At 66.8% G+C, this 23,655-nt stretch carries 22 protein-coding genes; 16 read left to right on the top strand and 6 right to left on the bottom strand.

Going from position 1 to position 23,655, the window contains the following annotated elements:
• Positions 1–63: 63 nt before the first annotated feature.
• Together gpmI and D579_RS0107565 are read left to right on the top strand one after the other, a co-directional pair.
• Positions 64–1,614, top strand: a complete 1,551-nt coding sequence (gene gpmI / locus D579_RS0107570) for a 2,3-bisphosphoglycerate-independent phosphoglycerate mutase (protein ID WP_018649593.1) — start codon at positions 64–66, stop codon at positions 1,612–1,614.
• 11 nt (positions 1,615–1,625) lie between these two features.
• Positions 1,626–1,982, top strand: a complete 357-nt coding sequence (locus D579_RS0107565) for a cupin domain-containing protein (protein ID WP_018951609.1) — start codon at positions 1,626–1,628, stop codon at positions 1,980–1,982.
• Between the two features lie 57 nt (positions 1,983–2,039).
• Here the strand turns inward: D579_RS0107565 and pyrE are convergent, their stop codons facing one another.
• Positions 2,040–2,675, bottom strand: a complete 636-nt coding sequence (pyrE, locus tag D579_RS0107560) for an orotate phosphoribosyltransferase (protein ID WP_018144918.1) — start codon at positions 2,673–2,675, stop codon at positions 2,040–2,042.
• Between the two features lie 103 nt (positions 2,676–2,778).
• Between pyrE and D579_RS0107555 the strand changes: the two genes are divergently transcribed.
• Complete coding sequence (locus tag D579_RS0107555; protein ID WP_255346780.1) at positions 2,779–3,552, top strand: exodeoxyribonuclease III; 774 nt, start codon at positions 2,779–2,781, stop codon at positions 3,550–3,552.
• 36 nt (positions 3,553–3,588) lie between these two features.
• Positions 3,589–4,998: an AmpG family muropeptide MFS transporter gene (locus tag D579_RS0107550; protein ID WP_018951608.1), complete on the top strand. Its 1,410-nt coding sequence runs from the start codon at positions 3,589–3,591 to the stop codon at positions 4,996–4,998.
• An 87-nt stretch (positions 4,999–5,085) separates the two neighbouring features.
• On the opposite strand, the gene D579_RS0107545 is transcribed toward D579_RS0107550, so the two are convergent.
• Positions 5,086–6,114 carry a porin gene (locus D579_RS0107545; RefSeq protein WP_018951607.1) on the bottom strand — a complete coding sequence of 343 codons (1,029 nt, stop codon included), beginning with the start codon at positions 6,112–6,114 and terminating at the stop codon, positions 5,086–5,088.
• A gap of 381 nt (positions 6,115–6,495) precedes the next feature.
• Here D579_RS0107545 and D579_RS0107540 point away from each other — a divergent pair, with 381 nt between their 5' ends.
• The 8 genes from D579_RS0107540 to asnB all read left to right on the top strand — a co-directional run bounded on the left by D579_RS0107540 (position 6,496) and on the right by asnB (position 14,311).
• The gene (locus D579_RS0107540) at positions 6,496–7,032 is read left to right on the top strand and encodes a MarR family winged helix-turn-helix transcriptional regulator (protein ID WP_018168765.1); all 537 of its coding nucleotides are present in this window, start codon (positions 6,496–6,498) and stop codon (positions 7,030–7,032) included.
• Between the two features lie 22 nt (positions 7,033–7,054).
• Entirely contained in the window at positions 7,055–7,462 is a 408-nt protein-coding gene (locus D579_RS0107535; protein ID WP_018951606.1) for a hypothetical protein, read from the top strand.
• Between the two features lie 81 nt (positions 7,463–7,543).
• On the top strand, positions 7,544–8,785 hold the full coding sequence (locus D579_RS0107530; protein ID WP_018168763.1) for a Zn-dependent hydrolase: 1,242 nt from the start codon (positions 7,544–7,546) through the stop codon (positions 8,783–8,785).
• A gap of 25 nt (positions 8,786–8,810) precedes the next feature.
• Complete coding sequence (locus D579_RS0107525; RefSeq protein ID WP_018144911.1) at positions 8,811–9,554, top strand: cysteine hydrolase family protein; 744 nt, start codon at positions 8,811–8,813, stop codon at positions 9,552–9,554.
• Entirely contained in the window at positions 9,551–11,008 is a 1,458-nt protein-coding gene (locus tag D579_RS0107520) for a sodium:solute symporter family protein (RefSeq protein ID WP_018144910.1), read from the top strand. The genes D579_RS0107525 and D579_RS0107520 overlap by 4 nt, the downstream gene beginning before the upstream one ends.
• Positions 11,005–11,127: a hypothetical protein gene (locus D579_RS15405; protein WP_018168760.1), complete on the top strand. Its 123-nt coding sequence runs from the start codon at positions 11,005–11,007 to the stop codon at positions 11,125–11,127. Before D579_RS0107520 ends, D579_RS15405 begins: the two co-directional genes overlap by 4 nt.
• A complete protein-coding gene (locus D579_RS0107510) occupies positions 11,115–12,197 on the top strand; it encodes an aspartate carbamoyltransferase (protein ID WP_018144908.1) in 1,083 nt (360 codons plus the stop codon). Before D579_RS15405 ends, D579_RS0107510 begins: the two co-directional genes overlap by 13 nt.
• A 95-nt stretch (positions 12,198–12,292) precedes the next feature.
• Positions 12,293–14,311 (top strand): asparagine synthase (glutamine-hydrolyzing), encoded by a 2,019-nt coding sequence (gene asnB / locus D579_RS0107505; protein WP_018951605.1) that lies wholly within the window; start codon positions 12,293–12,295, stop codon positions 14,309–14,311.
• A gap of 235 nt (positions 14,312–14,546) precedes the next feature.
• Here the strand turns inward: asnB and glnA are convergent, their stop codons facing one another.
• Positions 14,547–15,956 (bottom strand): glutamate--ammonia ligase, encoded by a 1,410-nt coding sequence (glnA, locus tag D579_RS0107500; protein WP_018951604.1) that lies wholly within the window; start codon positions 15,954–15,956, stop codon positions 14,547–14,549.
• A gap of 219 nt (positions 15,957–16,175) precedes the next feature.
• Entirely contained in the window at positions 16,176–17,429 is a 1,254-nt protein-coding gene (locus D579_RS0107495) for a cation diffusion facilitator family transporter (RefSeq protein WP_026287974.1), read from the bottom strand.
• Positions 17,430–17,515: 86 nt separating this feature from the next.
• On the opposite strand from D579_RS0107495, the gene glyQ reads away from it, so the two are divergent.
• The 4 genes from glyQ to D579_RS0107475 all read left to right on the top strand — a co-directional run bounded on the left by glyQ (position 17,516) and on the right by D579_RS0107475 (position 22,007).
• A complete protein-coding gene (glyQ, locus tag D579_RS0107490; protein WP_018938656.1) occupies positions 17,516–18,460 on the top strand; it encodes a glycine--tRNA ligase subunit alpha in 945 nt (314 codons plus the stop codon).
• A 69-nt stretch (positions 18,461–18,529) separates the two neighbouring features.
• A complete protein-coding gene (glyS, locus tag D579_RS0107485) occupies positions 18,530–20,611 on the top strand; it encodes a glycine--tRNA ligase subunit beta (RefSeq protein ID WP_018951603.1) in 2,082 nt (693 codons plus the stop codon).
• A gap of 9 nt (positions 20,612–20,620) precedes the next feature.
• On the top strand, positions 20,621–21,376 hold the full coding sequence (locus D579_RS0107480; protein WP_018144902.1) for a 1-acyl-sn-glycerol-3-phosphate acyltransferase: 756 nt from the start codon (positions 20,621–20,623) through the stop codon (positions 21,374–21,376).
• The gene (locus D579_RS0107475) at positions 21,366–22,007 is read left to right on the top strand and encodes a hypothetical protein (RefSeq protein WP_018951602.1); all 642 of its coding nucleotides are present in this window, start codon (positions 21,366–21,368) and stop codon (positions 22,005–22,007) included. The genes D579_RS0107480 and D579_RS0107475 overlap by 11 nt, the downstream gene beginning before the upstream one ends.
• 113 nt (positions 22,008–22,120) lie before the next feature.
• Here D579_RS0107475 and D579_RS0107470 read toward each other — a convergent pair whose 3' ends face one another.
• Positions 22,121–22,867: a ThiF family adenylyltransferase gene (locus tag D579_RS0107470; RefSeq protein WP_018144900.1), complete on the bottom strand. Its 747-nt coding sequence runs from the start codon at positions 22,865–22,867 to the stop codon at positions 22,121–22,123.
• Positions 22,864–23,646, bottom strand: coding sequence for a TatD family hydrolase (locus D579_RS0107465; protein WP_018168751.1), 783 nt, complete (start codon positions 23,644–23,646; stop codon positions 22,864–22,866). Before D579_RS0107465 ends, D579_RS0107470 begins: the two co-directional genes overlap by 4 nt.
• Between the last annotated feature and the right edge of the window lie 9 nt (positions 23,647–23,655).

Here is a 23,655-nt window from a genome sequence, read left to right as displayed (position 1 = left end):
CGCCAAGCATCGGAAGTTGCTAAAATACCCGGGTAACCCATTGACCCAGGTAATGATCCCGCGATGGCACACCCGCGTCCCACCCCCCGCCGCCCTGTCCTGCTGATCATCATGGACGGGGTGGGCGTGAACCCGTCCAAGCTGAACAATGCCTACGCCGAGGCCGATACGCCGCGCCTCGATGAGTACCTCTCCACTCATACCCACACGACACTGGACGCCTGTGGTCGCGCTGTCGGGCTGCCGGATGGGCAGATGGGCAACTCCGAGGTCGGGCATCTGACCCTGGGTGCGGGCACCGTGATCAACCAGGACCTGGTGCGTATCGACGACTCGATCACCGATGGCAGCTTCTACGAGAACGACGCCCTGGTCAGTGCTGCGCGCGCCGCGGCCGCGAAGGACCAGCCGTTGCATCTGATCGGTCTGGTGTCCGATGGTGGTGTGCACTCGCATATCCGCCACCTGCGCGCCCTGGTGGAGATCTGCCAGCGCGAGGGCGCGCGCCCGATGGTGCACATGATCACCGACGGCCGCGATACCGCACCCCGTTCCGCGCTCCACTACCTCGATCCGCTGGAGGAAGAGCTGGCGAACGCTGGCGGCGCTATCGCCACCGTGTGCGGGCGTTACTACGCGATGGACCGTGACAAGCGCTGGAAGCGCACGGAAAAGGCCTTCCGCGCGATGGCCTACGCCGAGGGGGAGGCCGCCGGTTCCGCGCGCGAGGCGATCGAGGCGGCCTATGCGGCGGGCGAGGACGACGAGTTCATCAACCCGCGCATCATCAACGGTGGCGAGCCGCTGGGGCAGGATGCGGTCTGCGTGCTGTTCAATTTCCGTAATGACCGTCCGCGTCAGCTGACCGCGGCCCTGGGCATGGACGACTTCGACGGCTTCGACCGCGGTGACTTTCACCCGGTCTCCGAGACCTGCCTGACCGAGTACGACCCGCGCTTCCTGTCGCCGATCGCGTTCCCGCCGGAACGCCCGTCGACGACTCTGGGCAGCACCATCGCCTCCGCCGGCATCCCGCAGTTCCACTGTGCGGAGACCGAGAAGTACGCCCACGTGACCTTCTTTTTCAACGGCGGCAAGGAAGAGCCCTACGCCGGCGAACAGCGCGTGATGGTCCCCTCGCCGTCGGTGGATACCTACGACGAGCAGCCGGAGATGAGCGCGGTCGAGGTCGCCGACCAGACCATCCAGGCGATGGAGAGCGGGCGCTACGGGTTCGTCCTGGTCAACTTCGCCAATGGCGACATGGTGGGTCATACGGCCAAGCGCGAGGCCCTGATCGAGGCCGTCCAGGTCCTGGATCGTGAGGTCGGGCGGGTGCTGGATGCGGCGAAGAAGCTCGAATATTCGGCGATCGTCACCGCGGACCATGGCAACTGCGACGAATACGTGGATCCGGTGACCGGGGCCCCGCACACCCAGCACACCATCTATCCGGTGATGTGCATGATTACCGACTCGCAGCGCTGGCGTCTGCGCACCGGCGGCGGCCTGGCCGATGTGGCCCCGACCGTGCTGGAGCTGATGGGCGTGCCCAAGCCCTCTGCAATGGGCGGGCGCAGCCTCCTGTTCGAGGAAGTGCCGGCCTCGGCCTGAGGGAGCGCGCCATGTATACACGCTACAGCGACACACCGGCCTACGACACGAAGGACGGCTCCGAGATCCGCGAGCTGATGCACCCTGACGTGCACGGCAATGCGGCCCAGAGCCTGGCCGAGGCGGTGGTCGAGCCGGGTGCTGTCACGCGCCTGCATCGCCATGCCCGCACCGAGGAGATCTATCACGTGACCCGCGGGCAGGGCGAGATGCGTCTGGGTGAGGAGACCTTCCCGGTGGCTGTGGGTGACACCGTCTGTATCCATCCCGGCACGCCGCACAACATCCTCAATACTGGCACCGAGCCGCTGCACATCCTCTGCAGCTGCTCCCCGGCCTACTCGCACGACGATACCGAACTGCTGTAGCGCCGATCGGCGCACATGCCGCCACCCTGCGTAAACCCCTGCCCCGGTCCGCGTCTCCTAAACGCCGTACTCGGCGCGGTACGCGCGCAGGGCCTCCAGGTGTTCGGGCGCGCGGCCCGTATCCTCCAGCATGGTCACGAGATCGGTCAGCCGCGCGACGCGGATGACCTGCAGGCCCAGGTCGGCTTCGACCTCCTGGATCGCCGAGCGCTCGCCGCGGCCGCGCTCCTCGCGGTCCAGGGCGATCGCCACGCCCACTGGCGTCGCCCCGGCTGCGCGGATCAGGTCCACCGATTCGCGGATGGCGGTGCCGGCGGTGATCACGTCGTCCACGATCAGCACCCGGCCCTGCAGCGGCGCACCGACGATGTTCCCGCCCTCGCCGTGGTCCTTCGCCTCCTTGCGGTTGAAGGCCCAGGGGCGGTCCATGCCGTGGTCGCGGAACAGCGCTTCGGTGACCGCCGCCGCCAGCGGGATGCCCTTGTAGGCCGGGCCGAACACCAGGTCGAATTCGATGCCGGAGTCCACGATCGCTCGGGCGTAGAACTCGCCCAGGCGGGCCAGGTCGGAGCCGCGGTTGAACAGGCCCGCGTTGAAGAAGTACGGACTGGTTCGCCCGGACTTCAGCGTGAACTCGCCAAAGCGCAGGACGTCGCGTTGCAGGGCGTATTCCAGGAAGGCGTGGGCGGTCATCGGGGTGCTCCGGTCGTAAAACGCCGTATTCTGACACAGGGACACGCGGATTCCGCAGCCAGGCCCTTTCCTGCGCGTGCGCGCGCCGGTATCGTTCCTCGCCATGCGCATACTCTCGATGAACGCCAACGGCATCCGTGCCGCCGCCCGCAAGGGTTTTTTCGACTGGCTCCCGGGGACCGAGGCCGACGTGGTCTGCATCCAGGAGACCAAGGCCCAGATTCATCAGATCCAGGGCGAGCCCTTCCATCCACCCGGTTACCACAGTGTCTATGTCGATGCGGTGAAGCCCGGCTACAGCGGTGTGGCCCTGTACAGCCGCCGCCAGCCGGACGAGGTCGTGACCCGCATCGGCTTCGAGGAGGCGGACAACGAGGGCCGCTATGCCGAGATGCGCTTCGGCAACCTGTCGGTGGTCTCGCTGTACCTGCCCTCGGGTTCCTCCGGCGACCATCGCCAGGATTCCAAGTGGCGTTTCCTGGAGTTCTTCCGGCCCTGGCTGACCGAGCGCATGCAGGACGGGCGCGAATGGGTCATCTGCGGCGACTGGAACATCGCCCACCGCGAGATTGACCTGACCAACTACAAGTCGAACCGCAAGAATTCGGGTTTCCTGCCGGAAGAACGGGCCTGGTTGGACCACCTGTTCGACGAGATTGGCATGGTGGACGTGTTCCGCCGACTGGACGAACGCCCGGAGCAGTACACCTGGTGGTCCAACCGCGGCCAGGCCTGGGCCAAGAACGTGGGCTGGCGCATCGACTATCAGATCGCCACGCCGGGCATCGCGGCCACCGCGCATGACCCGTACATCCATACCGACGATCGCTTCTCCGACCACGCGCCGTTCTGGATCGACTATGACTATCAGCCCTGATCGGGGCATGTTCCTCGCATTCGGTAACGTCGGCGCATGACCGGAGTCGCTGAAGCGCAGCGTCCCCCGAGCCGCGACTGGCGCGCGGCCCTGGCGGTCTACCGCCACCCACGGGTCATCGGGATGCTGTTCCTCGGCTTCGCCGCGGGGCTGCCGTTGCTGCTGACCGGCGGCACCTTCACCGCCTGGCTGCGCGATCTCGGGGTGGAGCTGGCCTCCATCGGCTTCCTGTCCTGGGTCGGCATGGCCTACAGCATCAAGGTGTTCTGGGCGCCGGTGGTCGACCGCCTGGCCCTGCCGCTCCTGACCCGGATATTCGGGCGCCGCCGTGCGTGGATGCTGTTCGCCCAGGCCGTGATCATCCTCGGGCTGGTCGGCATCGCCTTGACCGACCCGGTCGAACAGCTCTGGCTGGTTGCGGTCCTGGCCGTGCTCACCGCCTTTGGCGCCGCCACCCAGGACATCGCCATCGACGCCTATCGCATCGAGGCCGTCAGCCAGGAGCGCCAGGGCGCCATGGCGGCGGCCTACGTGTTCGGTTATCGCGTCGCACTGCTGACCGCGGGGGCCGGGGCGCTGCACATCGCCGCCGTCGGTAGCTGGAGCCTGTCCTATGCCGCCATGGCCGCGCTGATGCTGGTAGGTGTCGTCTGCACGTTGATCGTGCGCGAGCCCGAGGTCGCGAAACGCGATGCCGCCACGGCCCGGCTCGAGGATCGCGTGGTCCATTACCTCAACAACACCTCGGATACCGGCTGGTGGCGGGACCTCAAGGCCTGGGTCATCGGCGCGGTGGTCTGCCCCTTTGTCGAGTTCTGGCAGCGTTTCGGCCGCATCGCCCTCGTTGTTATCGCGTTTATCGCGGTCTTTCGCATCAGCGACATCTTCATGGGGGTGATGGCCAACCCGTTCTATCTGGACATCGGATTCACCAAGGAAGAGATCGCCAATATTGCGGCCGCCTTCGGCCTGGCCATGACCCTGACCGGTGCGGCCCTGGGCGGATTGCTGGTGGTGCGCTTCGGCATCATGCGCATGCTGATCGCGACCGCGATCCTGGCGCCGCTGACCAACCTCACCTTCTCCTGGCTGGCGACGCTCGGGCCCGAGACCTATGGGCTGGTGTTCGCGATCATGGCCGACAATCTATCGGGTGGCATGGCGATTTCGGTGTTCATCGCCTATCTCTCCAGTCTGACCAACAGCGCCTACACCGCCACCCAGTACGCCCTGTTCAGCTCCATCATGACCCTGCCGGGGCAATTCCTCGCCGGCTTCACCGGCGTGCTGGCCGAACACATCGGCTGGGTCTGGTTCTTCGCCAGCTCCGCCCTGATCGGCATCCCCACCATCCTGCTCGCCTTCGCCCTGATGCGCTGGGCCAACCCCGACCGTATGCCCCAGCCCGGCCGACCGGAGACCTCACCCCCGCCAGTCCGCGACTAGCCGTCGGAATCCCTTCGGCTTCCTGCAGACACAAAAAAGCCCGCACCTCTCGGTGCGGGCTAGTATTCCCTTCCGGGTAGCGCGCGATTAGAAGCTGTAATGCATCCCGACCATGAACGCGTTGTTGCTGCCATCCCCGGTGCCGAACCCAATCGGGTCGGTACCGGTGTCACGCGCTTTGAATTCGGGCACCGCGCCGGTGGATTCTTCTTCGTAGTAGTACTCGGCGAACAAGGTCAGACCATCCATCCAGTTGAAGGCATAGCCCAAGTGGTAAATGTTTTCGCCGTAGTTGTCCACGTTCGCGTAGGTCCCGTGGAATGTGTGTTGACCCATTCTGTATGCCGCGTAGATGTTGGCAGCGACATCACCGTCAACGGCATTGTTATCACTTTCGATGTACTCGACCTTCGCAGCGAGGGATAGCGGGCCCATCGAGTGCATCGCGGATAAACCCCAGATCCGCTGGTTATTTTCGCCGTTTAGATCGTCCACACCGATCGAAAGGGTCGTGTCATCTACCGCGTAGGAACCGGTCAGCTGGTAGCGGTCATCGCCATCGGCGCCGGAGTTAGCGCTGTACGCGCCGGCGAACGAAAAGCCGTCAAAATCCGGCGAGTAGTACATCACGCTGTCGCTTTCGCGGAAGGTGGTGTAGGTCGCGAACCCACTCTGGTAGGAGTAGAACATGTCCACCGGGAAGGCGATCGCGTTGTAATAGGGCATCCAGTCGCGACCGTACGCGACGGTCCCGAATGCCCCGTCCAGCCCGATCTTGCCGATACGAATATCTTCGTCTTCACCATTGAACGGATCCTGAATCTTGCCATTGGCCAGATCGATCGGGACTTCCAGCTGCGCGAAGGCATTCACGCCTTCGTTGATTTCGTAGTTGGCGTTGAAGCCCATGCGCGAATAGGCGTCCCGGAATCCGTCATAGCTGTCGAAGCCTTCCGGGTCGGCGGCTTCGTACTGCAGGCGTAGGGAGCCATAGAAATCAAACTCCACGCCGCCTGCGCCTTCTTGCTGCGCGAAAGCGGCATGCGGGCCCAGGAACAGGGCCAGGGCAACGGCACCGGAAAGGGGTGCCAGGGTCCAGCTCATCGTCTTCTTCATTGCGATCCTCTCTGGTCGGGCGGTTCGGGTGTCGCCAGAGGCCATCCTGGGCGGACACGGAATGTGCGTCTGTGCGTCTTGATCGTAGCCGGCAACGTTTATAAGCAGTTTCTAATGCGTTGTAAACAAGATACCCGAGCTCGGCGCACTGTGGTGTGACCACCACACCCGCCCCGTGTTCCTCCTTGTGGCCCCGAGGGTTCGGGGCCCTTCGGTCGCGCGTCTCGGACCCGGCGGGGAGGCGGGTTTCTCGCCGGGGCAGGTACCCCAACTCACTTGTTTAGAGCCCGTGGCGCGATTTCGCCAGTTCGACCTCGAGTTGCAATAAAACTATTTTTGTACAAAAATAAATAGACGAATGATTTATTGCGAGAAGTTTTCATGACCTCCACCCAAGCCGTGCACCAGGCACCCCAGGATGAATCCGGCACCCCTGCCGGTGCGCCGGCCGAGCCGGATGTCGCGCGGTCGGTAATCCGCCAGCTGCGCGTGATCATCCGCGCCCTGCAGGGGCATTCGCGGTCGGTGGAGCGCGCCTGCGGCATCAGCGCCTCGCAGCTGTGGGCGTTGTGGGAGTTGCAGCGCACGCCGGGACTGAACGTCAGCGACCTGTCGCGCCGACTATCGGTGCATGCCTCCACCACGTCCAATCTTCTGGACAAGCTGGAACACCGGGGTCTGATCGAGCGCCGGCGTCCGGAAAAGGACCAGCGCATCGTCCGGCTCTACGTCACCGATGCCGGGCTGGAACTGCTGGAGAGGGCACCGGCCGCCCCGCAGGGCGAACTGAACCGCGCCCTGCAGTCGTTGCCGAAGGGACGTCTCGTGGAGCTGGACCAGGGCCTGGACCTGCTGGTCGAGGCGATGAACACCACCGAGCCCAAGGCCGGCCTGCAGCCGTTCGACGGCAAGTCCTGAACCGTCTGCCGCGGAGGCCCTGATGCGATTCTTTCGCGTGCTGCTGCCGTTTCTTCTCTGCCTTCCACTGGCGGCGGGTGCGCAGCCCACGTTTGATGCGCCACCCGAGCGCTCAACGGATGGCGGCTTCACCCTGGCGTGGGAGGCAGATGGGCCCGTGGTACTGGAGCAGGCCTCGGGTCCCGACCACGCGGATGCGCGCATCCTCTATCAGGGCGGCGATACCAGCACGGTCATCAGCGGCCTGCCCGATGGTGATTACCGGTTTCGCCTGCGCGCCGCGGATGCCGATCCGGACACCTGGGCCGATCAAGCCATGGTGTCGGTGGAGCATCACAGCCTGGCCCGAGCCTTCGGTTTTTTTGCCGTGGGCGCAGTCGTCTTTCTGGTCCTGATCGGGGCCATCCTGCGCGGGCGTCCGCGCAGCTGATTCACTTGGTCCAGCCCTGCCGATCCGTGTCGAGCTAACGTTCTCGCGTGATCCGGGGTGGGCCCGCTTTCGGAGGTATCCATGACGGATCTCAAGATCAACATGCAGCGCCTGCAGCAGGACATCAACGATCTCGCGCAGATCGGCCGCGATGCCGACCGGGGCCTGCATCGTCGCGCATTCAGCGACGGCGACCGCGCCGGGCGCGAGTGGTTTCGTGGGCGCCTCGAGGCCGCCGGCCTGGATGTCTGGCAGGACGGTGCCGCCAACCTGCACGGGCGCCTCGACTACGACGGCAAGCGGCCTGTAGTGGCCATGGGCTCGCATCTGGATACTGTGCCCGGTGGGGGGCCGCTGGATGGGGCACTGGGCGTGCTGATCGGGCTGGAGGTGCTGCGCACCGCCAAGGAGAACGCGGTCGACCTCGAGTACCCGCTCGAGGTGATCGACTTCACCGACGAGGAGGGCCGCTTCGGCGGCATGTTCGGCTCGCAGGCGATGGCCGGCAAGCTCACCCCGGAGAGCATCAGCCATGCGCGTGATCTCGAAGGCGTGACCCTGGTCGAGGCCATGGCCAACTGGGGGCTGAACGCCGACGACGCGCTGGCCGCGCGGCGCGATCCGCACAGCCTGCATGCCTTCATCGAGACCCACATCGAGCAGGGCCCGGTGCTGGACCGGCGCGGCCTCAGTGTCGGGGTGGTCGAGGCAATCACCGGCTTGTTCAAGTGGGAGGTGCGCCTGAAGGGCCAGCCCAACCACGCCGGCACCACGCCGATGGACATGCGTATCGATCCCTTCCAGGGTCTGGCGGAGTTCGGCGGCGAGATCAATCGCCTGATCGAGGAGCACGGCAGTCCGAACTCGCGCGCCACCATCGGCCGCGTGGAGCTGGCACCGGGGGCGGCGAATACCGTGCCGGGCATGGCGACCTTCTCCTTCGAGGTGCGCGACACCGACGAGAAGGTCCTGACTGCGCTGGCCCATGCGGCCCGGCGCACCCTGTCCAGCCTGGCGCGCCGACGCGACCTGATGTTCGAGTTCGACGTCCTCTCCGAGATCGATCCGGTGCGCTGTGACCCCGGCGTCGTGCAGACCATCGAGGCGCAGGCCGAACGCATGGGGCTGGAGTACATCACCATGCCCAGCGGTGCAGCCCACGATACCCAGAGCATGAGCCGCATCACCCGCACCGGCATGATCTTCGTGCCGAGCCTGCAGGGGCGTAGCCATTCCGCCGCGGAATGGACAAACTGGGAAGACATCGAGACCGGCGCCAATCTGACCCTGCAAAGTGCCCTGGCGTTGGCCGCTCGGCAATAAATCGCGACGAGAGGAAGCGCCCGGAATGGCCGAACACGACAACGTCACCCAGTTGACCGACTACGACTCCCTGGATCCGCTGCGCGAGCAGTACCAGGAGAGTCTGATCACCACGCCGGTGCTGCGCCAGGAGTTGCGGGAGCACCATGTCGCCCTGCTGTGCATCGACTTGCAGTATCTGGATGCCGCGCGCGGCCACGGCGTGTTCGCGAACTCCGCCGACTCTGGCGTGCCGCTGGAGGCCCAGGAGTATTACTTCAATCGCCTGGAACAGACGGTGCTGCCCAATGTGCGCCGCCTGCAGGATGCCTTCCGCGAAGAGGGGCTGGAGGTGATCCATACCCGCATCCGCTCGCTGACGCATGATGGCCGCGACCGCAGCCCGGGCCACAAGCGCCTGAACCTGCATGCGGCCCCCGGCTCCAAGGATGCCGAGTTCGTCGAGCAGGTGGCCCCGGTCGGGGACGAGATCGTGCTGGACAAGACCGCCAGCGGGGTCTTCAACTCCACCAACCTCCACTACATCCTGCGCAACCTGAACATCAGCGCGCTGTTCATCGTGGGCGTGTATTCCAACGAGTGCGTATCCACCGCCGTGCGGGATGCCTGTGACCTGGGCTTTTATGTCACCCTGATGGACGACGCCACGGCCACGGTGACGCCGGAGATGCAGAAGGCCACGCTCACGACCATCAAGGACCGCTACGCCCGCGTGATGACCACCGACGAGGCGATCCGCGAGATCAAGAAGGTGCAGGAGGCTTCGTGACCGGTCTCGACGACCCGATCCTCCCGACCTCCATCGCCTGGGGGCTGCTGGCGGCGTTCAGCGTCCTCTGGGTGGTGCTGGGCTGGTGGCTGGGTCGTCGCAACAAGACCGCCGAGGATCACATGCTGGCGGGGCGCAACGTTGGCCTGGCGCTGGCCACCGCCACCGCGATGGCCACCTGGGTCACCGCCAACACCACGATGACGGCCCCGCAGCTGGCGCTGCAATTGGGCGTCTGGGGCATGCTTGGCTACTCGCTGGGTGCGCTGGGCCTGATCCTGTTCGCGCCGCTGGCGCGGCGCATCCGCGAACTGATGCCCGAGGGCTTTACCTCCGGCGACTTTATCCGGCTGCGCTACGGCAAATTCACCTGGCGGGTGTTCCTGGTGGTGTCACTGATCTACGCCTTCGGCTGGCTGGTCTCGATGGCGATGGCCGGCGGTGTGCTGATCAACGCCCTGGCCGGCATCGACTACCGCGTGGGCATGACCGTGATTTTGACCGTCTGCGTGCTCTACACCCTGCTGGGCGGCCTGCGCGCGGTGATCGGGACCGACTTCATCCAGACCGTCATCATCATCGCCGGTGCGGCGTTCATCGCCTGGCTGACCATCGACAAGGTCGGCTTCGAGGCGATCCACTTCAACCTGATGGAAGAGCGCCCGGAGCTGCTGAACCTGCTGTTCCCGGCCGCGATCATGTTCCTGTTCAACAATCTGCTGTTTGGCGTCGGCGAGATCTTCCACTCCAATGTCTGGTGGTCGCGCGCCTTCGCCTTTGGCCGCAACGTGGGTTTCCGGGCCTACCTCTTTGGCGGCCTGCTGTGGCTGCCAATCCCGATCGTGGCCGGCTTCATCGCCCTGGCCACGCCAGCGCTGGGCCTCAACGTGCCCGCCGCGGACATGGTCGGGCCGCTGGTGGCCGCCGAGGTGCTGGGCCTGACCGGGGCGATCGTGGTGTTCATCGTGGTGTTCGCCGCGCTCGCCTCCAGTCTCGACTCGCTGCTGGCGGCCACCTCGGACCTGGTGACCCGCGACATCTACCGCGGCCACATCCGCCCGCAGGCCAGCGAACAGCACCAGTTCCACGCGACCAAGGTGATCGTGGTGCTCCTGGGCCTTGTGACCTGGCTGGCGGCCAGTTACCGCGGCGAGCTGCCGATCGTCGGCTCGCTGGCCGAGCTTCTGTACTTCACCGGCGCCTTCGTGGCCTCCGCGATCTGGCCGATCGTTGCCGGGCTGTACTGGCAGCGGGCGAACCCGCAGGGCGCGGCCTGGTCGATGATACTGGGGTCGGGCATTGGCCTGGCCAGCTACTTCCTGATTGGATTTTATGTGGCCGCGCTGGTCGGGGCCGCTGTCTCGCTGGCCGTGATGGTGCTGAGCACCTGGTTGATGCCGCGGCCATTCGACTGGGGCCGCCTGGCCCGTCCGGACGGCGAGGTGGTCGCATGACGATCTCCATTACAGCCCTGTCCGTGATCGTGATCATCGCCACACTGGTGGCGAGCCTGACCCCGATCCTGCTGATTGCCCTGTTTATCCGCGACTGGAAAAAAGGATGCCTCTGGTGAATTACACCGAAGATCCCCTGCACGTGCTCCACCCGAAAGACGGCGCCGCCGGTACCGACCGGCCGAAGGCGTTGCTGGCGGCGGTGGAGGAAGACCCGGACCCGCTTCTCAAGCTGGCGGCCTCGCATGTGGTCTCCAGCCAGCAGTTCTCGCGCGACGAGCTGCTGCAGCTGTTCCGCCTGGCGGCGCAGTACGAGACCACGCCGGCGCTGATGCACCTGCCGCTGGCGGGCAAGATCCTGATCAGCGCGTTCTACGAGCCGTCCACGCGCACGCGGCTGTCGTTCGAGAGTGCCTGGCACCGCCTGGGCGGCTCGGTCATGTCGATTACCGATCCCAAGAGCACCGGTATTGCCAAGGGCGAATCGCTGGCGGACATCGCCGAGATGTTCAACAACTACGGTGATGTGCTGGTCCTGCGCTCCTCCGACGGCGAGGCCGCGCACAATATGCTGGAGAACCTGCGCATCCCGCTGGTGAACGCCGGCAACGGGATCGACGAACACCCGACCCAGGCGCTGGCGGACGTCTACGCCCTGGCCAAGTGGCGCCCGGAGCTGTTCACCGGCGAGGTGGCCCCGGAGCAGCGCATCAAGGTCGGCATCATCGGGGTGCCCTCGCGCATGCGCACGGTGCGCTCCCTGCTGCGCCTGTTGAGCCTGTTCCCGCAGGCGATCGACGAGATCGTGCTCGTCTCGCGCGAGGACGAGAATTTCGATCCGGGTCAGCGCGAGGAACTGGAAGAGGCCGGGATCTCGCTACGCGTGGTGCACGACCTGGACCCGGCGCTGCCGGATCTGGATGTCGTGTACATCAACGCGATCGCCTGGGTGGGTGACACCTTCGAGGCGATGGGCGAGGGGCTGAAGCTGGATCGCCACTCCCCGCTGAAGGAGGGCGCGGTGGTCCTGCATCCGCTGGCGCGAGGTGAAGAGCTGTCCACCGACCTCGATGCCACCCCGCACAACTGGTATTTCGCCCAGGCCCGCGGGGCCGTATTCGTGCGCATGGCGCTGCTGACCACGGTGGTACGCCGCATCAGCGCGGTGATGGATACCCCGGACGGCTGACGCCGCCTTTTAGTTGAACCGCGAGCGGCGTGGCGCGCCGGGCCTTCCCGGCCCGCGCCCCGCTCGCCCCGAACGGATAACCAAGGAGACATGCCATGTGTGGCATCGCAGGAATCTTTCACGCCGACCCGACCCGCAAGGTCGACCCGCAAACGCTGGTCAACATGGCCGCGATCCAGTATCACCGTGGCCCCGACGGCTTCGGTTACCGCACCCAGGATGACCGCGGTGTGGGCTTTTCCCATGCGCGTCTGTCGATTATCGACCTGGACGAGAACCGCGGCCGTCAGCCGTTCTGCATGGACAGCGGCGAGATCATGACCGCGGTCAACGGCGAGCTGTACGACTACAAGCGCATCCGCACCGATCTCACCTCGCGCGGGGTGAAGTTCCGCACCAAGAGCGACTCCGAGATGGTCATGCACCTGTACCAGCGCGAAGGGCTGGAGGACGCGGTCAAGCATTTCCGTGGCGAGTTCGCGATCTCGCTGTACGACCGCAAGCACGACCGGCTGATCCTGATCCGCGACCGCTTCGGCATCAAGCCGCTGTACTTCACCGAGGCCAACGGCAGCTTCGTGTTTGGCTCCGAGCTGAAGGTGCTGTTCGCCAACCCCGATGTGCCGCGCCAGTTTTCCGATGACGGCCTCTACCACCAGCTGATGCAGACCATGGTGCCCGGCACCACCGCCTTCGAGGACATCCAGCAGGTGAAGCCCGGCCACATGGTGATCGTCGAGCGCGCCCACGGGAAGCTGAAGATCCGCCAGGAGAAGTACTGGGACATGGACTTCCCGCTGGCCTCCGAGCGCCCGCCCGAGAGCGAGACCGACGAGGCGTACTGGATCGAGGGCGTGCGCGACCAGCTCATGGAGGCGGTGCAGTTGCGCCTGGAGGCCGACGTGCCGGTCGCCTGCTACCTCTCCGGCGGGATCGACTCCTGCATCACCCTGGGGCTGGCCTCGGCCAGCCAGCAGGCGCCGGTCAAGGCCTTCACCATCGGCTTCGACAACGACGACTATGACGAGACCGCGATCGCCCGCGAGATGGCCGAGAGCGTGGGTGCCGATCAGGACATCATGACCCTGGACGCCAACCACCTCTACGACAACTTCGAAGAGGCCCTCTGGCACGCCGAGCGCACCATCTACAACACCCTGGGTGTCGCCAAGTTGCTGATGAGCCGCCACGTGAACAAGGCCGGCTACAAGGTCGTCGTCACCGGCGAGGGTTCGGACGAGCTGTTCGGCGGCTATCCGGCCTTCCGCCGCGACATGTTCCTGCACGGCCTGGATACCCTGCCGGAGGCCGACCGCCAGGCCTGGCAGCAGATGCTGAACGAGTCCAACGAGCTGGTCTCCGGTGCGATGCTGGCCGAGGACGAGGTCAACGACCCCGACTTCACGCAGATGATGGGCTTCACCCCGTCCTGCCTGCAGCCGTGGCTGGCCGCGGCCGACCACGTGCCGGGCCTGCTGCACCCGAAGCGCCGCGAGCGCATGCAGGACTACAAGCCGGGCAAGGCGATCGCCAACGCCCTGGATGACGACATGCTGGAAGGCCGGCATCCGCTGGACAAGGCTCAGTACGTCTGGATCAAGACCATGCTGGAGGGCCAGATCCTGACCTGGGGCGGCGACCGCATGGACATGGCCAACTCGATGGAGGCGCGCCCGCCGTTCCTCGATCACCACCTGGCCGAGTTCGCCGCACACCTGCCGCCGACCATGCGCATCAAGGGCCCCACCGAGAAATACGTGCTGCGCGAATCGATGAAGGGCCTGCTGCCGAAGGTGCTCTACGAGCGCGAGAAGTTCGCGTTCATGGCGCCGCCGGCGCATACCGATCCGGTCAAGTGGGCCGCGATGAAGGCCCTGGCCGATCGCTACCTCGCGCCGGAGAAGGTCGAGGAGGCCGGTCTGCTGGATCCGGAGGGCGTGCGCCAGGTGTTCGAGCTGCACGAGTCCGAGGACACCCCGGCCGCGACCCAGGTCCAGCTGGACGCGGTGATCAACCACATGATCGGGGTGCAGGTGCTGTACGAGAAGTTTGTGGCCACCGACATCCCGGCGCTGGCACAGCAGAAGGCCGAGGAGTTCGGCTGGCACGCCTGATTGCCGATGCCCGGTCAGAGGCCCGGGAGCGTCCTCCCGGTGCCACACGAGAAGGCCCCGCGGATCGACCATCCGCGGGGCCTTTTTATGCGATGCCCGATCCGGCATCGCCGGTCGTGTCGGCGAGCAGGGCGTCTCCCTGGTGGAGCCCGAGCCCGGACACAAAAAAGCCGCCGGCCCCGGAGGGCGCGGCGGCGGATGGCCTCGCGGCCCCGAGGGGCCGGAAGCGGACGCCTTACAGGCTGTAGTACATGTCGAACTCGATCGGATGGGTGGTCATGCGCATCTGCGTGACGTCTTCCATCTTCAGGTCGATGTAGGCATCGATCATGTCGTCGGTGAACACGCCACCCTGGGTCAGGAACTCGCGATCCTGGTTCAGGGCTTCCAGCGCCTGGTCCAGCGAATGGCAGACCTGCGGGATGCCCTTCTCTTCTTCCGGCGGCAGGTCGTAGAGGTTCTTGTCCATCGCATCGCCCGGGTGGATCTTGTTCTGGATGCCGTCCAGGCCGGCCATCAGCATCGCGGCGAACGCGAGGTACGGGTTGGCGGTGGAGTCCGGGAAGCGCAGCTCGATGCGGCGGCCCTTCGGATTCATCACGAACGGGATGCGCAGCGAGGCCGAGCGGTTACGCGCGGAGTAGGCCAGCATCACCGGCGCCTCGAAGCCCGGCACCAGACGCTTGTAGCTGTTGGTGGACGGGTTGGTGAAGGCGTTCAGCGCGCGGGCGTGCTTGATGATGCCGCCGATGTAGAACAACGCGGTCTCGGACAGGCCGCCGTACAGGTCGCCGGAGAACAGGTTCTTGCCGTCCTTGGACAGCGACTGGTGCACGTGCATGCCGGAGCCGTTGTCGCCGACGATCGGCTTGGGCATGAAGGTCGCGGTCTTGCCGTGGATGTGGGCCACGTTCTGCACCACGTACTTCAGGATCTGCACCTCGTCGGCCTTCTGGGTCAGGGTCGCGGCGCCCACGCCGATCTCGCACTGGCCGGCGGTGGCCACCTCGTGGTGGTGCACCTCGGTCTCCAGACCCATCTCGGTCATCACTTCGCACATGGTGGAGCGCAGGTCATGCAGGCTGTCGACCGGCGGGACCGGGAAGTAGCCGCCCTTCACGCCCGGGCGGTGCCCGATGTTGCCGTCCTCGTAGACGCGCTCGGAGTTCCAGGAGGCTTCCTGGGAGTCCACGCGGCAGTAGGAACCGGACAGGCTGGAGCCCCACTTCACGTCGTCGAACACGAAGAACTCGTTCTCCGGACCGAACAGCGCGGTGTCGGCGATGCCGGTGCTCTGCAGGTAGGCCTCGGCGCGGCGCGCCAGGGAGCGCGGGCAGCGGTCATAGCCCTGCATGGTGGCCGGTTCGACCACGTCGCAGCGGATGTTCATGGTCATGTCTTCGAAGAACGGGTCGATCACGGCCGACTCGGCGTCCGGCATCAGGATCATGTCGGACTCGTTGATGCCCTTCCAGCCCGAGATGGACGAGCCGTCGAACATCTTGCCTTCTTCGAAGGTTTCTTCCTCGATCTCGTGGGCCGGCACAGTCACATGCTGTTCCTTGCCCTTGGAGTCGGTAAAACGGAAGTCGATGAAGCGAACTTCCTTTTCCTTGATCTGGTTCAGCACGTCGGCTGCGGACATGGGGATCTCCTTGGTCTTTACTTGAGTCTTCAAAGGTGGCCGGCCGGCCCGTCGGGCGCTTGCGCGGCGTCGCGGTTCATTATGCAGGCATCATGCCATCCGGTCCTGTTTGGCCCGGGCGCGCGAAAAACGGGCACCCGGGGCGCCCCGCCGCATCCTGTATGCACCAATCTGGTGCCTTATCTGCACAACTTTTGTGCGCATCGTGGTAGCCCGCACCTAATGAGTGCAGGGCCGATAGAGTAGCGTGACCTCGCCCAGCATGTCGCCTACCCCGGGATGGCGGTGCAGTCGGTCGGCCAGGGCCTGGGTGCGGGCCTCGAGGTCTGCCGGCGCGGCTGCCCCGTCAAGGCGCAGGGTCAGCGTCACGTGTACCCGACCGCCGAGATAATGCAGCGACAGGTGCTCCACCGCATCCAGCTCCGGGGCGTCCGCCCAGGCCTCGCGCAGCGCCTCCACCAGCGTCGGGCGCAGCGGCAGCATGGAACTCCGGGCCTGTTCCGCGTCGTTTTCCGGGTCCACGTGCACAGTGATGTCGTTCACCCGGTCATGTGCATCGGTCACCGCGTGGAACACCGCATCGGCAATCCGATGGCCCTCGGAGACCGAGATCATCGGCGCGACCTGGATATGCACGTCCACGACGACTTCGCTGCCGTGGCGGCGCGTGCGCAGCATGTGCGCATCCTTGACCCCGGGCACATCCATGATCGTGCGGTGGATGCGCTCGACCTTCTCCGGCTCCAGTGCCGTGTCGATCAGCTCCGCCGCGCTGCGCACGATCAGCCGCCCGGCGATATGCAGGATGAACAGCGCCACGATCAGCGCGGCCAGGGCGTCCGCCCACGGGAACCCGGCCACCGCAGCGGCCACCCCGGCCAGCACGAACAGCGAGGAGATCGCATCCGTGCGGTGATGCCAGGCGTTGGCATCCAGCATCCGCGACTTCAGGCGCTTCGCCACCCGGTGGGTGTACTGATACAGGCCTTCCTTGGCTACCAGGGTCAGCAGGGCAAAGGCGATCGCCATGTTTGCGGGGCCGGTCATGGCCTCGGGTTCGACCAGGCGGTTGCCGGCAGCCCAGGCAATCGCCAGACCCGCGAGCGCCAGAAAGACCCCGACGATCACCGTGGCCAGGGTCTCGATCCGCGCGTGACCGTAGGGGTGTTCCTGATCGGGGGAGGCGGCGGCCTTGCTCGCCGCGAACAGCACCACCCCGTCGGTGATCAGGTCCGACAGGGTATGCACGCCGTCCGCCACCAGGGCCTGCGAGTTCAGCAGCCAGCCACTGACGAGCTGCGCCACGGCGAGGAAGCTGTTCACGGCCGCGCCCACCAACGTGACCCGGCGGGTATCACGATAGCGCTGGCCGCTCTCCGGCGTGACCGAAGGTCCGGAATTGGCGAGGGGGTCGCTCAGGGCCACTCTCCCGAACAGAATCAGGGCCCCAGTATGGGCGCGCTTTGGCTGCATGCAAAACGCCCGCGCCAACGCGAGCGGTGGCCGTGGCCGAAGCCGGGCCGATATACTGTCGGCTTTGCCCTGACCCGGGATCCCGCATGTCGCAAGAACGCACCCCGCCCAGCCGCAGCCCGACCTTCCAGGACCTGATCCGCCGCCTGCAGGACTACTGGAACGATCATGGCTGCGTGGTCCTGCAGCCCTACGACATGGAGATGGGCGCGGGGACCTTCCATCCGGCGACCTTCCTGCGCTCCATCGGGCCGGAGCCGTGGCGCGCGGCCTACGTGCAGCCGAGCCGCCGCCCGACCGACGGGCGCTACGGCGACAACCCCAACCGTCTGCAGCACTACTACCAGTTCCAGGTCCTGCTGAAACCCTCGCCGCCGGACATCCAGGCGCTCTACCTGGGCTCGCTGGAGGCGCTCGGGTTCGACACCCTGACCCACGATGTGCGCTTCGTCGAGGACAACTGGGAGTCCCCGACGCTGGGCGCCTGGGGGCTGGGCTGGGAGGTCTGGCTCAACGGCATGGAGGTGACCCAGTTCACCTACTTCCAGCAGGTGGGCGGGCTCGACTGCCACCCGGTCTCCGGCGAGATCACCTACGGCCTCGAGCGCCTGGCGATGTACCTGCAGGGTGTGGAGAGCGTCTACGACCTGGTCTGGACCAACGGCCCGGACGGCCGCGCGATCACCTACGGCGACGTCTACCACCAGAACGAGGTGGAGCAGTCCACCTACAACTTCGAGCATGCCGACCGCGACGCCCTGTTCGCCGCCTTCGACCAGCACGCGACCGAGAGCGATCGCATGATCGAGCTGGGCCTGCCCCTGCCGGCCTACGAGCAGATGCTGCGCGCCTCGCACAGCTTCAATCTGCTGGATGCGCGCGGCGCGATCTCGGTCACCGAGCGCCAGCGCTATATCTTGCGCGTGCGCGAGCTGTCGCGGAACGTCGCCCGGAAGTACTACGAGTCGCGCGAGGCCCTGGGCTTCCCGCTGTGTGCCGAAGACGACGCGAACAAGCCCGACGCCGCCTGAATCCCGCAATCCCGCGCCGGCCGGCCCCCTGGGTCGCGCGGCGCGTACTGGACCCAACCTGGACCCGACATGGCCGAAGCCCGCGAACTCCTGATCGAACTTGGCACCGAGGAGCTGCCCCCGACCGCCCTCGCGCGCCTGCGCGACGCCCTGGCCGAGGGCCTGACCACCCGCCTGCGCGAGGCCGGGCTGGAGCCGGGCGAGCCCGAGGCCTTCGCCACCCCGCGGCGCCTGGCCGTGTTGTTCCCGAGCGTGCCCGCGCGCCAGCCGGACCAGCTGCAGGAGCGCCGCGGCCCGGCGGTGGCCGCGGCCTTCGACGATGCCGGCGAGCCGACCAAGGCCGTGCTGGGCTTTGCCCGATCCTGTGGCGTCGAGGTCGAGCGCCTGGAGCGCGAGACCACCGACAAGGGCGAATACCTGGTGTTTCGCCAGCTGCAGCCGGGGCGCGCCCTCGGCGAACTGCTGCCGGAGATGCTGGAGGCCGCGCTGGACGCCCTGCCCACACCCAAGCGCATGCGCTGGGGCAGCAGCCGTACCGAGTTCGTGCGGCCCGCACACTGGCTGGTCGTACTGCACGGGCCCGAGGTGCTGGAGATGACCGTGCTGGAACAAACAGCGGGTCGGGAGACCCACGGCCACCGCTTCCATCAGCCCGGCGCCCTGGAGCTCAAGCGCGGGAACGACTACGCCGAGCGGCTGCGTCGCCCGGGGTTTGTCGAGCCGTCTTTCGAGGCGCGCCGCGAGCGCATCCTCGAGCAGGTCCACGAGCAGGCGAAGGCCCTGGGTGGGCGTGCGCTGGTGGATGCGGACCTGCTGGACGAGGTGACCGCGCTGGTCGAGTGGCCGGTGGCGCTGACCGGCGGTTTCGACCCGCGTTTCCTGGACGTCCCGCAGGAGGCGCTGATCTCCACCATGCAGGACAACCAGAAATACTTCCCGGTGGTCGACGAGGCTGGCCGCATGCAGCCGCACTTCATCGTGATCAGCAACATCGAATCGCGCGACCCGCACGCGGTGCGCGACGGCAACGAGCGCGTGCTGCGCCCGCGCTTCGCGGATGCCGAGTTCTTCTGGCAGCAGGACCGCAAGAAGCGCCTGGAAGAGCGCCTGGAGGCGCTGGACTCGGTCGTGTTCGAAAAGCGCCTGGGCACGCTGCGCGACAAGTCCATGCGGCTGGAGGCCCTGATGCAGCGCCTGGCCGGGCTGATGGGCCTCGACGCACCCCTCGCTGCGCGCGCCGCACGTCTGGCCAAGTGCGACCTGGTCACCCAGATGGTGTTCGAGTTCACCGAGTTGCAGGGCACCATGGGGCGTTACTACGCCCTGCACGACCGCGAGGACGAGACCGTCGTCGCCGCGATCGAGCAGCACTACTGGCCGCGCCAGTCCGGCTCCGAGCTGCCGGACGCCCCGCTCGCCCAGGCGCTGGCGCTGGCCGATCGTCTCGACACCCTGGTCGGCATCTTCGCCATCGGCAAGCAGCCCAGTGGCACCAAGGACCCGTTCGCCCTGCGCCGCGCCGCGCTGGGGCTGGTGCGCATCCTGGTCGAGCGCGAACTGCCGCTGGCCTTGACCCCCTTGCTGCAGGCCGCCGCCGAACCCATCCGCGAACGCGTGCCGGAGGCCGATCAGGCCGTGGAGCCGGTACGCGAGTACATCCTCGAGCGCCTGCGTGGGTACCTGCTGGAACAGGGTCAGGCGCACGAGACTATCGAGGCGGTGGCCGCGGTCGCGCCGGATGCCCCGCTGGATTTCGTGCGCCGCGTGCGCGCGGTCAGCCTGTTCCGCGAACGCCCGGAGGCCGAGGCGCTGGCCGCCGCGAACAAGCGGATCCACAACCTGCTGCGCAAGGCCGGCGAGGAGGCCGAGGCGGAACTCGATCCGGAGGCCCTGGCGCTGGACGAGGAGCGTCAGCTGTACCAGGGCCTGCAGGCCGTGCGTCCGGGGGTCGAGCAGGCGGTGGCCGACGGTGACTACCTGCATGCGCTCGGCGAACTGGCAGGCCTGCGAGACCGGGTGGACACCTTTTTCGACCAGGTGATGGTGATGGCCGAGGACGCCGCAGAGCGGCGCAACCGCCTGGCCCTGCTGCGTGAACTGCGTCGCGCGTTCGAGACCGTGGCCGACATCGGCCGCCTGGCGACGGGGTAGGGCCGGGCGATGCTGCCCCTGATCCGAGGTCTGCTGTTCCAGCTGGGGCTCGTTGGCTCCATCCTGGTCTTCGGGCTGCTGGTACCCCCGCTGATCTGGCCGTTTTCCCGCCCCGTCCGCTACCGTGTCCTGACCCTGTGGGGCCGGTTCAACGTCTGGTGGCTGCGTGTCAGTTGCGGCATCGATTACCGGGTGCATGGGCGCGAGCACATCGACCCCTCGCGCCCGCATGTGGTGCTGTCCAAGCACCAGTCGGCCTGGGAGACCGTGGCCTTCGTCGCGATCTTTCCCATGCAGACCTGGGTGCTCAAGCGTGAACTCATGCGGATCCCCCTGTTCGGCTGGACGCTGTCCATGCTCGATCCGGTACCGATTGATCGCGAGGGCGGACGCCAGGCCCTGGAGAACCTGGTGGCCGAAGGCAAGCAGCGCCTGGACCAGGGCCGCTGGGTGATCGTGTTCCCCGAGGGCACGCGCGTGGCCCCGGGCGAACACGGGCGCTACCGTCAGGGCGGCGCGATGCTCGCAGTGCGCACCGGCTACCCGGTCCTGCCGGTGGCGCTGAACAGCGGGAGCTTCTGGCCGAAAAAGGGCCTGCGGCGCTATCCCGGCACCGTCGAGGTAGTGATCGGGGCACCGATCGAGACCGCTGGTCGCAAGCCGGTCGAGGTGCTGTCCGAGGCCGAGAGCTGGATCGAGACCACCATGACCGAGATCGAACCTCGCCCCGCCACCCTGTCGACGGAGAAGCCCGATGGCCAGTGAACCCCTGATCAGCGCCCCATTGGTCGAACTGCGTGACCGGACCATCTACCGGATCGGCGATTCGGAACCGGCCGTGTGGCTGATCGACGACCTCGAGCTCGGCGGCATCCTGGTGAACGCGCCGATCTATTCGGAGTCGCTCCTGGAGGCGATCCGGGCCATCAGCAAGCCCGCGTACCTGTTCCTGCCCAGCCGGCATGGGGCGCAGGATCTGGATGCCTGGCGCGCTGCGGGACTGGAGACCCTCACGTTCGAGGCCGAGGCCCCGGCGATCCGCGCAGCGGGCGGCGAGATCGATATCGCCTTCAACCGCAAGCAGCGCCTGTCGCGCACCATCGACTTCCTGCCGATGGCCGGCGTAACCGATGGCACCTGTGCACTGCGCCTGAAGAATCTGCCCGGCGTGGTCTTCTTCGGCCCTGCCCTGGCCCCGGGCGCGGACGGCTGGCCCACGCTGATCCAGAACCCTGAGGATCATTCCTTCGAGGCACGCCTGTTCGGTGCCCTCGGAGTGAAAGACCTGAAGTTTGCCTACGCCTTCTGCGACCGATTTGATCCCGCCACTACACAGTTCGGCCCGGACGCTGACCAGCACATCCAGGCCCGCATCGAGGCCGTGTTCGACGACTAGGGTTGGGTGCCCGCGGCCTGGCGCGGCTGAGGGGTGTCCCTCGCCGATTGCCGCGGCGCGTTGCGCCTCGCAATGACGAGTCGATACGGGTTCCTGCACTCGATTCGTGTGCGTCAGCTGCGGGTGATCAGGGTCTGGATCACGTGGCCGGCGGCGGTCAGGCCGAAGATCGCGGGCAGGTAGGAGATGGTGCCGTTGACCGAGCGCGGGCGCCCGCCGTCGCCGACCGGCCGGTGCTCCGTGCCCTTGCGCGGCTGCTCGATGGAGAACACCACGGGGTAGTCGAGATGTGCGCCCAGGCGCCGCAGCCGCTTGCGCATCTGCCGCGCGAGCGGGCACACGCGGGTCTCGGTCAGCGGCCCTACGCGCACGGCCGTCGGGTCGATGCGCCCACCTGCGCCCATGCTCGAGATCACGGCCTGCCCGCGGGCCTGGGCGGTCGCGACCAGCGCGGCCTTGCAGACAATGGAGTCGATCGCGTCCAGCACGAAGTCGGCATCCTCGGGGACCAGGTCGCCGATGGTGTCGGGCTGGAGGAAGTCCTGGCGAATGATGACCTCGATGTCGGGATCGATGTCGCGGATGCGGTTCGCCATGATCTCGGTCTTGGGCCGGTCCACGGTGGAGCGCAGCGCGACGAGCTGGCGGTTCAGGTTGGAGGCCCCGACCACGTCGTGATCGGCGAGGGTCATGCGTCCGACCCCGGCCCGCGCGATCGCCTCGGCCGCGTAGCTGCCCACACCGCCCAGTCCGGCGATGAAGACATGCCGATCGCGCAGGCGCGCGGTGACGTCATGCCCCAGCAGCAGATCCGTGCGTTCGGTAAAGGGATTGTGCGGGGCGTCGGCGGGCGAGCTCATGCAGCGGAACCGGTCGGGAGCCGGAGGACCCGGCGTGCGTTTTGTGACGTGATTATAGCCATCTCGGCCGGATCCATGTCTCGCAGGGCCGCGAGCTGGCGGTTGACCTCGGCGGTCATGGCCGGTTCGTTGCGCTCGCCCTGGTGTCCGGCCAGCGGTTGGTCCGGGGCGTCCGTCTCCACCACCAGCGCCTGCAGCGGTGCGTCGCGCACCACGCGGTGCAGTTTCTTTGCGCGCTCGTAGGTCACGGGCCCTCCGATCCCGAGTGCAAAGCCGAGATCCGCCGCCTGCCGAGCCTGCTGCGGACTCCCGATGAAGGCATGCAGGATGCCGCTGATGCCGGGGTACTGGCGCAGGCCCTTCAGGACCTCGTCGAGCGCGCGGCGGCTGTGGATGATCACCGGCAGCTCGCGTTCCCGGGCGATGGCCAGTTGCCGCGTATAGAACCGCCACTGACGGTCCCAGTCGAGCTCCTGGTGGTAGCCGTCCAGTCCGATCTCGCCGACGGCGACGGTCTCCGGGTGCGCGTCCAGCCAGGGCTCCAGCGCGTCGAGGTCGTCATCCGCATGGTCCTGCAGGAAGATTGGGTGCAGACCGTAGGCGACATGCAGACCATCGTAGTGCCGGTGCAGGGCGTCCAGATCCGGCCAGCGGGCACGCGTGACGCCGGGCAGGACCAGCTCCCGCACGCCGGCGGCGCGGGCCCGGTCCAGCACCGCCGGGCGGTCCGGATCGAACGCGTCGAGGTCCAGGTGGACGTGCGTATCGATCAGGTGCAACGGATCCGA

It is taken from the genome of Thioalkalivibrio sp. AKL12 (assembly GCF_000377925.1).
GTDB classification, from domain to species: Bacteria; Pseudomonadota; Gammaproteobacteria; order Ectothiorhodospirales; family Ectothiorhodospiraceae; genus Thioalkalivibrio; species Thioalkalivibrio versutus.
The sequence above is the reverse complement of the archived record's forward strand: the minus strand, read 5'-3'. Positions and strand labels throughout refer to the sequence as shown.